12 protein-coding genes and 1 pseudogene are annotated in these 13541 nt (G+C 72.9%); 5 read left to right on the top strand and 8 right to left on the bottom strand.

Features of this window, described 5'->3' with window-relative positions; translation table 11 throughout:
• Window positions 1–259: 259 nt before the first annotated feature.
• Together IF61_RS0115675 and clpB are read right to left on the bottom strand one after the other, a co-directional pair.
• Entirely contained in the window at window positions 260–796 is a 537-nt protein-coding gene (locus IF61_RS0115675; protein WP_030367006.1) for a YbjN domain-containing protein, read from the bottom strand.
• Between the two features lie 117 nt (window positions 797–913).
• Entirely contained in the window at window positions 914–3571 is a 2658-nt protein-coding gene (clpB, locus tag IF61_RS0115670; RefSeq protein ID WP_030367005.1) for an ATP-dependent chaperone ClpB, read from the bottom strand.
• A gap of 236 nt (window positions 3572–3807) precedes the next feature.
• On the opposite strand from clpB, the gene IF61_RS0115665 reads away from it, so the two are divergent.
• The 5 genes and pseudogenes from IF61_RS0115665 to IF61_RS0115650 all read left to right on the top strand — a co-directional run bounded on the left by IF61_RS0115665 (window position 3808) and on the right by IF61_RS0115650 (window position 7136).
• On the top strand, window positions 3808–4212 hold the full coding sequence (locus IF61_RS0115665) for a pyridoxamine 5'-phosphate oxidase family protein (protein ID WP_030367004.1): 405 nt from the start codon (window positions 3808–3810) through the stop codon (window positions 4210–4212).
• Between the two features lie 79 nt (window positions 4213–4291).
• Entirely contained in the window at window positions 4292–4798 is a 507-nt protein-coding gene (locus IF61_RS0115660) for a DUF2505 family protein (RefSeq protein WP_030367003.1), read from the top strand.
• 601 nt (window positions 4799–5399) lie between these two features.
• Entirely contained in the window at window positions 5400–6308 is a 909-nt protein-coding gene (locus IF61_RS37470) for a hypothetical protein (protein ID WP_211264888.1), read from the top strand.
• 9 nt (window positions 6309–6317) lie between these two features.
• A pseudogene (locus tag IF61_RS37725) lies at window positions 6318–6419 on the top strand (SAM-dependent methyltransferase); the annotation flags it as partial.
• 270 nt (window positions 6420–6689) lie between these two features.
• Entirely contained in the window at window positions 6690–7136 is a 447-nt protein-coding gene (locus IF61_RS0115650) for a hypothetical protein (protein ID WP_030367001.1), read from the top strand.
• A 78-nt stretch (window positions 7137–7214) separates the two neighbouring features.
• Here IF61_RS0115650 and IF61_RS0115645 read toward each other — a convergent pair whose 3' ends face one another.
• From IF61_RS0115645 to IF61_RS0115620, 6 genes are all read right to left on the bottom strand, one after another.
• Window positions 7215–7832 carry an RloB family protein gene (locus IF61_RS0115645; protein WP_078660231.1) on the bottom strand — a complete coding sequence of 206 codons (618 nt, stop codon included), beginning with the start codon at window positions 7830–7832 and terminating at the stop codon, window positions 7215–7217.
• Entirely contained in the window at window positions 7810–9141 is a 1332-nt protein-coding gene (locus IF61_RS0115640) for an AAA family ATPase (protein ID WP_030366999.1), read from the bottom strand. Before IF61_RS0115640 ends, IF61_RS0115645 begins: the two co-directional genes overlap by 23 nt.
• Before the next feature lie 84 nt (window positions 9142–9225).
• Window positions 9226–10197, bottom strand: coding sequence for a F420-dependent peptide dehydroalanine reductase LxmJ (gene lxmJ / locus IF61_RS0115635; RefSeq protein WP_030366998.1), 972 nt, complete (start codon window positions 10195–10197; stop codon window positions 9226–9228).
• Window positions 10194–11429 carry a M16 family metallopeptidase gene (locus IF61_RS0115630; protein ID WP_052392722.1) on the bottom strand — a complete coding sequence of 412 codons (1236 nt, stop codon included), beginning with the start codon at window positions 11427–11429 and terminating at the stop codon, window positions 10194–10196. The genes lxmJ and IF61_RS0115630 overlap by 4 nt, the downstream gene beginning before the upstream one ends.
• A gap of 24 nt (window positions 11430–11453) precedes the next feature.
• The gene (locus IF61_RS32365; protein WP_043189223.1) at window positions 11454–12707 is read right to left on the bottom strand and encodes a M16 family metallopeptidase; all 1254 of its coding nucleotides are present in this window, start codon (window positions 12705–12707) and stop codon (window positions 11454–11456) included.
• Entirely contained in the window at window positions 12704–13540 is an 837-nt protein-coding gene (locus IF61_RS0115620; RefSeq protein ID WP_030366996.1) for a class I SAM-dependent methyltransferase, read from the bottom strand. Before IF61_RS0115620 ends, IF61_RS32365 begins: the two co-directional genes overlap by 4 nt.
• Window position 13541 lies beyond the last annotated feature (1 nt).

The following is a 13541-nucleotide window of genomic DNA, read 5'->3' as shown; positions in this document are numbered from 1 at the left end:
CCGTCGCGGCGGAAAGAAGAAGCCCAGCCTCTTCACACGGCCTTGCCGCAGGCAAGGAACCGCCGCCGCCGATGTGAGGGCGGGGTGCCACGGGTGACGGTGCGGTCGGGCACCGCCGGATACCCCGGTGGGGGTTGCGCGCCGTCGCGGCGGAATCAAGAGGCTCGGCCTCTTCACACCTTGCCGGAGGCAAGGACTTCCCGCCGCAGCGGCGCGTTACCCCACCGGACGTACCCGGCGGTGCCGAACCCTGCGAGAGTTACGCGTCCTCGTCCGGCTTTTCGTCGTCGCCCGACTCCGCGTCCGCCTCCAGGCCCAGCTGCTCGACGAGCCACTTGTCGAACTCGATGGAGGCCCGCACCCAGCTGACCGTGCTGGAGACGAAGTGCTCCAGGGACACCCCGACGCCGATCAGCATCTGGGCCTCGCCGATCAGGCGGACCGTGCCGTCGTCGTTCGTGTGGGTGTAGACCTTCGGCCACAGCGTCCGGCGGTTCCAGTCGTCGATGGCCTCCAGCAGGCGGGCCTTCTCGTCGATGGCGTGCGGGCGGTCGTAGAACGTCCGCACGGAGAAGACCTGCTGCTCCTCCTCGCCGCGGAACATGAAGTACGTGCGGAACTGCTCCCACGGGGCGGCGAGGTCACCCTCGTCGTCCACGACGTACTTCAGCTCCATCTGCTCCAGGAGCTGCTTGACCAGGTCCTGGTCGGGGATGACGGGGCCGGTCGGGCCCGCCCCAGGCTGCGGTTCGGGCTGTCCCCCGAAGTTCGGGATCGAGGACGGGTCGATGCTCACCGTTTAATTCCCTTCGTACGGTCTCCCGCCATCCTCCCTCACACCCGCCCCCGTGCCGCAACCCCTCCCCGGCCGCGCCCGCGGCCGGGGGTACCTCCCGGGAGTGTCCGGGGGAGGTCAGACCGCCGCCGCGGGCTCGCCCCTCGTCACCGACAGGCCCGTGCCCCGGCCGGGCGCGCGGTCCACGCGGATGGTGTCGCCGTCGCGGATCTCGCCGCCGATGATCCCCTTCGCGAGCTGGTCGCCGATGGCGGTCTGGACCAGGCGGCGCAGCGGCCGGGCGCCGTAGGCGAGGTCGGGCACGGCCCCGTCCACGGCTTCCGCCGGCTCCTGGCCGAGCGTGGCCAGCCAGTGCAGCGCCTCCGCGGACACGTCGAGCGTGAGCCTGCGGTCGGCGAGGCGGCGCTGCAGGTGGCCGAGCTGGATGCGGGCGATCTCCGCCAGCTGCTCCGTGCCGAGGGGGTGGAAGACGACGATGTCGTCGAGCCGGTTGAGGAACTCGGGACGGAAGGAGGCCCGCACCGTCTCCAGGACCTTCTCCTTCTTCTGCTCCTCCTTGAGGAGGGGGTCCACCAGATAGGTGGATCCCAGGTTGGAGGTGAGGATGAGGATGGTGTTGCGGAAGTCAACGGTCCGGCCCTGGCCGTCGGTGAGGCGGCCGTCGTCGAGCACCTGCAGCAGGATGTCGAAGGCCTCGTGGTGCGCCTTCTCGACCTCGTCCAGCAGGACGACGCTGTACGGCCGCCGGCGCACGGCCTCCGTGAGCTGGCCGCCCTCCTCGTAGCCGACGTAGCCGGGCGGCGCGCCGACCAGGCGGGCCACGGCGTGCTTCTCGCTGTACTCGCTCATGTCGATGCGGACCATGGCCCGCTCGTCGTCGAAGAGGAAGTCGGCGAGGGCCTTGGCCAGCTCGGTCTTGCCGACGCCGGTCGGGCCGAGGAAGAGGAACGAGCCGGTCGGCCGGTCGGGGTCGGCGATGCCGGCCCGCGAGCGGCGCACGGCGTCGGAGACGGCCTGCACGGCCTCGCTCTGGCCGATCAGCCGCCTGCCGATCTCGTCCTCCATGCGCAGCAGCTTGCGCGTCTCGCCCTCCAGCAGGCGGCCGGCCGGGATGCCGGTCCAGGAGGCGACGACGTCGGCGATGTCGTCCGGGCCGACCTCCTCCTTGACCATGAGGTCCTTCGCCGCGGCCTCCTGCTCGGCCTCCGCCTCGGCCTCGGCCGCCGCCTCCAGCTCGCGCTCCAGGCCGGGGATCTCCCCGTAGAGCAGCTTGGACGCGGTGTCGAAGTCGCCGTCGCGCTGGGCGCGCTCGGCCTGCCCGCGCAGCTCGTCCAGGCGCTCCTTGAGCTCACCCACCCGGTTGAGGGACTGCTTCTCGCGCTCCCAGCGGGCGGTCAGGCCGCGCAGCTCCTCCTCCTTGTCGGCGAGGTCGCGGCGCAGCTTCTCCAGGCGCTGCTTGCTCGCCTCGTCCGACTCCTTGGACAGGGCGAGCTCCTCCATCTTCAGCCGGTCGACGGCGCGCTGCAGCTCGTCGATCTCGACGGGCGAGGAGTCGATCTCCATGCGCAGCCGGGACGCGGACTCGTCGACGAGGTCGATGGCCTTGTCGGGCAGGAAGCGGGAGGTGATGTAGCGGTCGGAGAGGGTGGCGGCGGCGACCAGCGCGGAGTCCGCGATCTGCACCTTGTGGTGCGCCTCGTAGCGCCCCTTGAGACCACGGAGGATCGCGATGGAGTCCTCGACGGAGGGCTCGGCGACCAGCACCTGCTGGAAGCGGCGCTCCAGCGCGGGGTCCTTCTCGATCCGCTCGCGGTACTCGTCGAGGGTGGTGGCGCCGACCATGCGGAGCTCGCCGCGCGCGAGCATGGGCTTGAGCATGTTGCCCGCGTCCATGGCGGAGTCGCCGCCGGCGCCCGCGCCCACGACGGTGTGCAGCTCGTCGATGAAGGTGATGATCTGGCCCTCGCTGGCCTTGATCTCGGCCAGGACGGTCTTCAGCCGCTCCTCGAACTCGCCGCGGTACTTCGCGCCGGCGACCATCGCGCCCAGGTCGAGCGAGACGAGGCGCTTGTTGCGCAGCGACTCGGGGACGTCGCCCTTCACTATCCGCTGCGCGAGCCCCTCCACGACGGCGGTCTTGCCGACGCCCGGCTCGCCGATGAGGACGGGATTGTTCTTCGTCCGCCGCGACAGGACCTGCACGACGCGCCGGATCTCGGTGTCCCGCCCGATGACGGGGTCGAGCCGGCCCTCGCGGGCGGCCGCGGTCAGGTCCGCGCCGAACTTCTCCAGGGCCTTGTACGTGCCCTCCGGATCGGCAGTGGTCACTCGCTGCCCGCCCCTCGCGGTCTCGAATGCCTCCAGCAGCCGGGGCGCGGAAGCGCCCTGCTGCTGCAGCAGCTCACCCGTGCGGCCGCCCTTCGCGGCGAGGCCGATCAGCAGGTGCTCGGTGGAAATGTAGGTGTCGCCGAGCTCGCGGGCCCGCTGCGACGCGTCGGCGATCACGGCGAGCAGCTCGCGGCTGGGCTGCGGCGGCGCGACCGTCGCCCCCTGCACGCTGGGCTCGCCCGCCAGCTGCCGCTCGGCGCCGGACCGCAGCGCGGCGGCGTCGGCCTCCACGGCGGCCAGCAGGTCCATGATGTTCTCGTTGTCCTGCCCGGCGAGCAGCGCCAGCAGCAGGTGCGCGGGCGTCATATCGGCATGCCCGGCCGACACGGCGCGCTCACTGGCCCCGCTCAGCGCCTCCCGGCTCCTGTTGGTCAGCTCGGCATCCACGACGGCGTTCTCCTCCTCGTCCCGACGACCCATCCTGCCTAGGGCAACGTGCGATAAGTTGAGCCTATTCCACTCAACCTTGAAATCGCCACCCTGCCGGGCACCCCCTCTATGTTCCGGCTTCCGGGGCAGGCCCGCCCCCGCACCGGGCCGGCCGCCGGCGGCGCGTCCCGCTCGCGTAGGCCCCGGGCCGGCATCGGCCGAACGGCGCGCGGACGCGCGGCTACGCTTCCCGCATGGCCCACGATCTGCGCAACCTGGACACCGCCTACGTCGAGTTCTGGCGGGAGCGGCACATCTGCACCCTCACCACCACCCGCCCCGACGGCAGCCCGCACCTCGTGCCCGTGGGGGTGACCTTCGATCCCGAGGCCGGGATCGCGCGCGTCATCACCAACAAGAACAGCCGCAAGATCGCCAACATCCTGGCCGCCGGCCCGGACGGCGCGCGCGTCGCCGTCTGCCAGATAGGCGAGCGGAAGTGGGCCACGCTGGAGGGCCGCGCGACCGTGCGCACGGAGGCCGACGCCATCGCCGACGCGGTCAACCGCTACGCCGAGCGGTACGGGCGGATGCCCGCCCCCAACCCCGACCGGGTCCTTGTGGAAATCACGGTCACCAAAGCCCTGGGGCTGGTCTGACGGACAGCTGAGCGGAGGAGGGCCGCCCTCTTCTCCCGTGCCCCTGACACGAGCGGACGGCGGCACCTAGCGTGTCAACATGTCTCAGTTCACCGTGCAGTTGAGCGTCAACGGTCCGGCGTCCGAGGTCTGGGCGCTGCTCACCGACGACGCCTTCCTCGAAGACCTGTACCGGAACCGGCTGAACTACGTGAAGTGGGCCGTCGACGAACGGCACGACGCCCCGGAAGGCGACCTCATACGCAAGGTCACCCTCATTCCGCCCATGAACGCGCCCGCGCCGGTGCTGAAGCTCCTCGGCCCGGGCTTCAAGGAGACCGAGGAGAGCCGCCTCGACCCCGAGAGGCTCACTTGGACGTGGCGCAGGGTCCCGTCCACCCTGGCGGACAAGATCAGGGAGGAAGGCCGGGTACGGGTCGAGGCGGCGGCGGACGGCGGCAGCCTGCTCGTCGCCGAGACCACCATCGAGTGCAAGGTCTTCGGCATCGGCGGCCTCATGGAGTCCTCGGCCGAGAAGCACAGCCGGAACGACTGGCAGCAGCTCGGCCAAGCGCTCAACCAGCGCCTGGGCCAGGGCGAAGGCTGAGCGCAGGGACCGGTCCGGGCCTGCCCCGCACCCCCGACGGCCTTCAGCTCACCCTCCTCAACGGCACCGCGCACGACCGTCCGGACGGCCCGTGAAATCCAGCCGTCCGGCACTCGGGCACGCCCAGAACCCCGGCTGGTTGCCACTTGCCCGGGAGAGATCGCCCGGCTGCCGCACAACCAGGTGGCCGGCTGCCACGTTGCAGTGAGGCCGTCGTCGGTTTCCGGGTGATTCATTCCTGGGTGTGGTTTGAGGTGCGCAGCGATGCCGGTGGGCTGCTGCCGGGCGTTCAATGGCGAAGTTTCATGACGACCACATGAGATGGGGAGGGGCATTGTCACGCTTGTCGCGTGTTCTGCTTGCTGCGCCGTTGGCCGCTGCGGCATTGGCGGGCGGTTTGATGGCTCCGGCTCAGGCAGCCGCGCCGTCCTGCACGGCGCAGGGTGAGTGCCGGCAGGAGTTCGCCGGTCTGGGATGGCAGGAGTTCACTGTTCCTGAAGGCGTGCACACCGTTACCGGCTATGTCTGGGGCGCGGGCGGGGGCGGCGCCGCCGGGGGCCGCGGCGGGGGCGGCGGGGGCGGAGGCGGCACCGCAACCGCCTTGGCCGCTGTCAACCGGTTCGGCGGCGGTGGCGGTGGCGGGGGTGGTGGCGGAGGTGCCGGTGGGAACGGCGGCAGCAGCGGCGGGTACGCGACCGGAAAGATCACCGTTCGCCCCGGCGAGAAGCTGAAGGTGTTCGTCGGAGAGGGCGGCACGGGCGGAGCCGCCCTGCCCGGCGGCCGAGGCGGACACGGTTCTGGGAACAACACGGGCGGGCGCGGCACGGGCAACAGCCGCATTCTGGCCCTGACCGGTGGTTTTGGCGGTGGATCGGCGATCAACCGGAAGAACAACACCTGGCTGCTGCACGCCTCTGGCGGGATTTATGGGCATGCCGGCGACGGCGGCAGCGGCGGTGGCGGCTGGGGCGGATGCCCGAGCGCCACCGGCCCCCGGTGCGCGGAGGGCAGGCCCGGCGACTACTTCTACAACGGGGGAGAGCCGGGCCCGGGCGGCGCCGCAGGCCGTGCCAAGCCCGAAAGCGGTGGCCGCGTCGGGGGAGAGATCGGCAAGGGCATCGAGGGCGCCGCCTACCTGGCGCACCTCGGCGCGGCCGGTGCACCGGGATGCAACGGAAACCCCGGAACCTACGGTGCGTACGGCGATAAGGCGGCCGACGCTCCCGAGACCAAGCCGGGCCAGGGCGGCAGCGGCGGCTGCGGCGGCACCGGCGGAGCAGGCGGCGCCGCGCCCGTCCTCGACATCACGCCCCCACAAGGCGCGGGCCGAGGCGGCGACGGCGGCAACGGCGGCGCCGGTGGAGCCGGCGGCCGCGGAGCCTACGGCGCCACCAACCAGCGCTACCACGAGAACCACGGCCTCAACGGCGCCAACGGCCAGACCGACGCCCCCGGGCACCAGGGCGGCAACGGCTACGTCGTCATCACCTGGAAAGCCCCCGCCGGCTAACCGACCCCTCACTCGGTCTTCGGGGCGTGCCGGTTCACCGACCCGGCCACGTTGTTCCCCCTGATCGCCCAGCGTCTCAATCCCGGTGGCGTCCTGGTGTTCTCCCACCCCCGGCCATCCCTAGCCGTCCGGTGGGAGATCACCCGCCAAGCGCCGGTATGACCCTCGACGGTGGCACAGGTCCCCCACACCCTTGATTCGCAAGTGCGATCGAGCGATCCCCGCCGTCTTCGACTTGGCGCTATCCCGTCCTATACGGGCGCCGGACGCGCCGCGATGGTGGACGGCGTCTCCCAGTGCCTCCTGATGTCACGTCGGGAGGCACTGGACAGCCGCACGAGAACGCCGCGTGAGAAAGCCGCGAGAGAAGGAGTTCCGCACATGCCTCCTATCCCGGTACGTCCCGGCATCTACAAGATCCACGCGCACATCATCGGCCCGTCCGCCCTGGTCACGGCCACCGAGCATGCCGTCAAGTACGGCGCCCCCGTCATCACCGACCGGCTGAACCCGCTCCCGATCGAGCAGGACTGGATCATCGAGCCCAGCGAGCCCATCCCCGGCGCGCCGTACATGATCCACCTCGCTCACCATGAGGCGGCGGGCCTCGTCGTCCAAGAGGACAAGCTCTGGGTCAACGCCGTGCCCCGCGCCGAATGGTCGAAGTTCACGTTCGACCGGGTCATCGGCGGGGTCAAGATCATGTCCGAGAAGCACCTCGCCTTCCGGGCCGGTCACCGTGGCGCACAGATCGAACTCGTCGAGCCCAAGCCCGAGTTCCAGGAGACCTTCACCCTGGAGTTCATCAGCCCCGTCAACGAGGACTAGGCCCTAGGAGCAGGCGCTAGGACCACGCACGCGCGGGGCGGCCGGCCGAGGGGCTCGCCGCCCCGTCGCCGTTCCCGCCTAGCGGGTCGTGATGCGCGACACCAGTGCCCACACCCCCGTCGACGGGTTCGTCACGTGTTCCCGGCCCTCCGTCGCGAGGCGGCGGGCGCGGCGGCCCGCTTCCGGCCAGCCTTGCTCGAAGTCGCGGAAGTCGAGGCGGGCCTTCTCGTACGCCGGGACGTGGCGCTTCAGGTACGGGAGCAGCTCGCGGTACGTGCGCACCTGCGCCGTGTGGCCGCTGAAGTGGAGGATCAGCCAGAGTTCGAAGCACGGGTTCGAGACCGCGACCCGGATGCCCATGCGGCGGGCGGCGTTGACCGCGCAGCCCACCTCGAAGTGGTCGACGTCGAAGACGCACCACACCTGGTCGAAGTCGTCGCCGATGCGGTCGCGCTCGCGCGCCGCGTAGGTGATGAGCTGCTCGGGGGCGCAGGACTTCGTTCTGATGCGAACGGTGACGGCGGGGTTGCCGACGTGGTCGACGAGTCCGAGGAGGTAGTCCTTCTCGGTGGCCTTCGCGCCGCAGACGACCAGCAGGCGGTCCCGGGCATGACGGCCGCCCGGTAAGCGGAGGACGTTCGATTCGAAGGACGGGCCGGGCGCGCAGCGTCCGTTACTCTTCGGCGTCCTCGCCATCCGCCGCTGCCCTCCCCCTGGCGGCCAGTGCCGCCTCGAACCGCTCGTCACTGAGGACCGGGACCGCACCATAGCTGCCGCCGAGGTAGCGCCGCTCGCGGTTCTCGCCGTCGCGCGGTTCGAAGTCGGACAGGGGGTACAGTGCGCTCTCCCCGTGCCGGTCCTTCTCCACGAACCAGATCTGGTCGCGCCGCAGGATCTCCTCGCCGCCGCAGCGTCCCAGCAGGCTCACGTCGTGGGTGGTCAGGAGGAGCTGGGCGGCGTGCGGGTTCGTCGCGGGTTCCTGGAAGAGTCTGATCAGGTGTGCCGTGATGCGCGGGTGCAGGCTCGAGTCGACCTCGTCGACGATGAGGACGCCGCCCTGTTCCAGGGTGTCGAGGACGGGGCCCGCGTAGTCGAAGAGCATGCGGGTGCCCTGGGACTGGTCCTCCAGGCCGAGGCGGGCGCTGCTGCCGCCGCGGCCCTTCTGCCGGATCCACACGCGGGCGGTCGTGGTGGTGAACAGGCAGGTGGAGAGCTCGGTGCGGCGCAGTTCGCGCACGAGCCGGTCGGCGAAGCCGCGTACGGAGAGCCGGTCACCGGCCTCGGCCGCGTCGAAGTCCTCGATGCCCATGTCCTCGATGCCGAGGTCGGCGGCGCGCAGCAGGGCGACGACGGACGCGGCGCGCTGCGGGTCCTGCAGCCGCAGCAGGCTTCCCGGATCGGGTGAACCGTGCGCCCCGCCCGCCCGGAAGCGGACGTTCATGAACCAGGCGTAGACCGGCTGGACCCCGGCCTGCCGGGATCGCGCCGCGACGGTCAGGAACAGGGCGTTCGGCTCGGTGATGCTGCGGACGAGGTCCAGTTCGGGCCGGGGTGCCGCGTCGCCGAAGCGGATGTCGTCGCCCGAGCGCTGGAACACCGTCTGCCGCTCGCCGCCGGGGTAGCGGTACAGCCACTCGTCGCGGATCCGCTCGTCGTCGAGGCCGAAGCCGTACGTGTGGCGCACGCCGTCGAGGACGAGGTCCACCACGTACCAGGACGCGGCATCGGCGCTCTCCTGGTCCAGCAGGAACGGGGACCGTACGAGACCGGCGCCCGGTTCGGCGTCCCGGTGGGAGGTGCGCACCAGGTCCGCCATGAAGTGCAGGGCGTCGACGACGTTGGACTTGCCGGCCGCGTTCGCGCCGAAGAGGACCGCGATGGGGACGGGCTCGCCGCCGGCGTCGCGGCCCTCTTCGGAGTCGCCCGCGTCGCCGACCCGGGCCAGGAGCAGTTGCTGCTCCTCCCTGATCGAGCGGTGATTCGAGACCCGGAAGCTCAGCAGCACCCGTCCACCGTAAGGCCCGTGGGCGGGCGGCGACAGGTTCGCCACCCAAGTGGGTGGCGCGGGGTGGCGATCGTCCGCGCGCGCTCAGCCGCACGCCCCGATGATCTCCTCCATGTCGTCCACGGCCGCCCGGACGCCCTCGGTGAGCATGACCCCCGCCGGATTCAGCATGACCTCGTCGACACCGGCCGCGCGGTACTCGGCCAGGCGTTCGGCGATCTCCCCGGGAGTGCCGGTGACGACCACGGAGTGGTCGAGGAGGGCACCCGCCGTCGCGGCCGGATCGTCCCCGACGGGCACGCCCGCGCGGCGGAGCATGTCGGCGTAGTGCGGCCCCTTGAGGTGTTCGCCCGCCCCCGCGAGGGCCGTCCGGCGCAGATCGCGGCCGGGGCGCGCGACCGCGACGTGCACGGCCGTGGCGACGCGCGGACGGACCGGGCGGCCGGCGGCCCGCGCACCGTCCTCCAAGGCGGGCACGAGGGCGTCCCGTACGTACGCGGGAGGCGTCATCCACGTGATCGCGACGTCGGCGGCCTCCCCCGCCGTACGCGCCATGCCCGGCCGGAGCACGCCCGCCCCGACCTCCACCGGCGCGTGGTCCAGCGGCAGCAGCCGCGCGTCGAGGTGGTGGTACGGGCCGGCGTGGTCGACAGCCCTGCCGTCCAGGAGATCCCGTACGGAGGTGAGGTAGTCGCGGACGGCCGTGCGGGGGCTCTTGTACGGCGCGCCCGTGAGCGCGGCCACGAAGTCGGGCGTGCCGATGCCGTAGCCGGCGACGACCGGCTGCCCGGTCAGCAGCGCCAGGGAACGGGCCTGCAGCGCCGCCTCGTACGGGTGGCGCAGCGGCATCACGCTGACGCTCGTACCGACGGGCACGTCATAGCCGGCGCCGGAGAGGTGGGCGAGGACCTGATGCGGCTCGGCCTTGAAGGACTGGCACAGCCACAGGCGGCGGGCGCCGGAGCGCTGCACGAGGGCGGCGAAGGGGGCCACCAGCTCCGGGTGGTCCGGCTGGAGGGGGTAGAGGACCGCCGGGGTGGTCGCACGCGTGCTCACGGGGCTTCGTCTTCCTTTCCTTCGTGTCCTTCGGTGGCGTCGGCCGTTGCCAGCAGGGTCTTCGCCGGATGCAGGAACTCGCGGCACGCCGCCGTCACTTCGGCGTGCGTGACGCGCCCTGCGGCCTCCGCGTACGCCGGGAGCCAGTCCACGTCCATGCCCCGCGCCGCGAACCCGGCGAGGGCGCTCGCCTCCTCGGCCCGCGTCGCGAGGGCGAAGCGCGTGAACCCGGCGGCATAGCGGCGGGCGCGCTCGGCCTCCTGGGGCGTGGGGCCGTCCTCGGCGAGTTCGCGCAGGACGTCCGCGGCCTCGACGGCCAGGCGGTCCGCCGTGCCGGGGGCGCCCGCGCACTCGATCTCCAGCCAGCTGCCCGCGGCGTTCTCGCGGAGGGCGGCGGAGACCGCGTAGGCGAGGGCGTGCCGCTCGCGCAGCCGCCGGGTCAGCCGGGAGGAGGCGTGGCCGCCGAGGACGAGCTGGGCGAGGTGCAGGGCGGCGTGGCCGGGGCCGGTGGACGGCACGGCCGGGCCCGCCGTCAGGAGGAGGGCCTGGCCCGTGCCCGGGTGCCGCAGCGCCAGCCGGCCGGGCGCGGGGGCCGTGCGGCCGAAGGGCGGCAGGGTCAGGCCGGAGGGGCCGCCGGCCCACGGGCCGAGGTGCTCGGCGACGAGCCGCAGGACGCGGGCCGGGTCCGCGCCCGTCATCACCAGGAGCACCGAACCGGCCGGGACGACGGCGCGGCGGTGGAAGGCGTCCAGGCCGTCCGGCGTCACGGGGCCCGGCGGCGGGGGTGCGGCGGCCAGCGGGTGCGGGCCGAAGGCGTGGGTCAGGACGGCGCGGCGCAGGGCGGTGCGGGGGCCGGCCCGGCGCGGGGACGGGGGCGGTGCGGCAGGCAGATCGCGGTAGGCCGGGCGGACCAGCAGGTCGCCCAGGAGCTCCAGCGTCCCCTCCAGTCCCCCGGACAGCACGCTCACCGACAGCAGCAGCTGCTCCACGGTGACGACCGTGGACAGCTCCGCTCCGAGGTCCGCCGTCCGGTCGGCGACGGCCCGGCGGTCGAGGGTCGTGCTGCCGGTGCCGAGCCGGGCGGCGAGCAGCTCGCGCGTGGAGGCCTCGCGGGGCTCCGTCAGGGCGTACGGGACGACCAGCCGGAGCTCGGCCAGGGGCGCGCCGGGGGCCTCGACGACGACCACCTGCAGGCCGTTGCCCAGCGTGCTGCGGACCCAGGGGCGCTTCATGGGGGGGGTGCCTCCCTTACGAGTTCACGAGTTCACGAGTTCGGTCACGCCGTACGGTGCGGCGAGGAGCCTCCGGGCGGCGGCCGACACGTCCGCCGGGGTGACCCGGGCCAGCTGCCCGGCGAGCGCTCCGGGGCCGTTGTCGCCGGGCAGGCGCCCGGGGAAGAGCAGGGCCGCGCGGCCGTGGGCGACCGCCCTGGCCGCGAGGGAGTCCGCCTGGCGGTGGCAGTTCACCAGGAGGGCGTTGAGGGTGCGGCGGTGCTCCGTGTCCGAGGGCGGGGCGGCTGCCACGCCGCGCAGGACGTCCTCCCAGGCGGCGACCGCCTCCCCCGTGCCCACGCCGTCGGGCCGCCCCAGCAGCGCCAGCGCGAGGTCGGGCGCCGCTGAGGCGAGCCACTGCCCGTAGTAGCCGCAGATGACGTTCGCCGACGCGATCCGGGCGTCCGTGCGGACGGCACGGGGCAGCCGGGCCCGCCCCAGCAGTTCCGCGAGCACCACGTGCGCGAGGTAGGCGTGCCGCTCGCCCGCCGCGTCCGGGAGGGGGAGGGCGAGGGCGGTGCCGGAAGCGCCGTACGGGATGCTGCCCGCCGGTCCCGGTCCCGGTCCCGGTGCCGCGGCCGGTTGCCCGGCCGTACGGGCCGGCGCCGCGGCGACTTCCCCGAACAGCTCCTCCACGCGCTCCGCGACCCGCGCGGGGTCCGCGTCCCCCACGACCGTCAGGGCCATCGCCCCGGCCGTGTAGTGCGCGCGCTGGAAGGCGAGCGCCTCGGCGGCCGTGGCGCGCCGGAGTTCGGCGACCGTTCCGTAGCTGTCGCGGCTACCGGGGTGGAGCGAGGCGTAGGCCGTGTCCCACAGCCGGCCGCCGCCGACCGCGCCCCGGATCTCCGCGCCGATGACCTCCGTCTCCGTGCGGACGACCGCGTCGTCCGGCGCGAAGTCCAGGAGGCGGCGCGCCTCCCACTCCAGGATCCCGGGGAGCGCGTCCGCGGGGGCGACCGTGTGGAAGACGGTGTGGTCGCGGTGGGTCTCGGCGTTGCACGTGCCGCCCGCGCCCTCGACGCGGCCGACGTGCCCGTCCGGGTCGGCGGCCGTGCCCCGGGGGAACATCAGGTGCTCCACGAGGTGCGCCATGCCGTGCCGGCCAGCGGGGTCGTGGGCGCCGCCCGCGGCCACGGTGAGGGCGACGGCGACGAGCCCGCGGCCGGGCTCGGGCTCGACGGTCAGGCGCAGCCCGTTGCCGAGCCTGTCAGCCAGGACGCGGCCGGCCGGAACGCTCACAGCGGGCGGTAGACGGAGACGACCATCTTCCGGCTGTCGCCGCCGTCGAACGGCTGCTTCTGCCAGCCCGTGTACCGCTCGGCGAGCTCCAGCCGCGCGAGGCCGGCGAGCAGGTCCAGCTCGCTGGGCCACAGGTAACGCATCACCGTCGTCGCGGACTTGGGGGCCTCGCCGTCCAGGAAGAGGGTGTTCTGCATCATCATGTTCTGCGAGGCGGGCAGCACGCCCACGGACTCGATCATGGCGCCCCGGCTGCCGATCGGGTACGTGTTGACCTCGTTCTTCTTCTGCACGTGGTAGTCGCTGGGGTCGAACGTCTCGATCACCACGTGCCCGTCCGGCGCCGCGTGGCGGGCGACGGCGTGGATGAGGGCGATCTGCTCGGCCGGGGTGACGGCGCAGCACAGGGCGTTGAACGGGGCGAGCACGACGTCGAAGGCGCGGCCGAGGTCGAGGGTCGCGAAGTCGCCGAGGACGGGCGTCACGCGGCCCTCGGGGTCCTTCTCGGCGAGGCGCGCGAGCATGCCCTCGGAGGCGTCGACGCCGTGGACCTCGAAGCCCTTGTCTGCGAGGGGGAGCGCCACGCGGCCCGTGCCGACACCGAGTTCGAGGACGCTCGCGCCGGGGCGGGTGAGGGTCAGGAGGAAGTCGGCGATGTCCTCCAGGTCGGGGGTGCTCGGGTAGATGTCGTCGTAGACCTCGGCGAGGGCGTCGCTGTAGGCGGCGGTGATGGAGACGGCGAAGCCGCTCATCCCGGGGTCGGGCCGCCCGCTCGCGCCCTCGGTCTCGTCGATGACTGCGGCGCTGTCAACTGCGGTGCTGTCAGTGGCCATA

It is taken from the genome of Streptomyces roseoverticillatus, from assembly GCF_000719265.1.
Taxonomy (GTDB): domain Bacteria; phylum Actinomycetota; class Actinomycetes; order Streptomycetales; family Streptomycetaceae; genus Streptomyces; species Streptomyces roseoverticillatus.
This window is presented reverse-complemented; position numbering and strand designations above follow the sequence as displayed.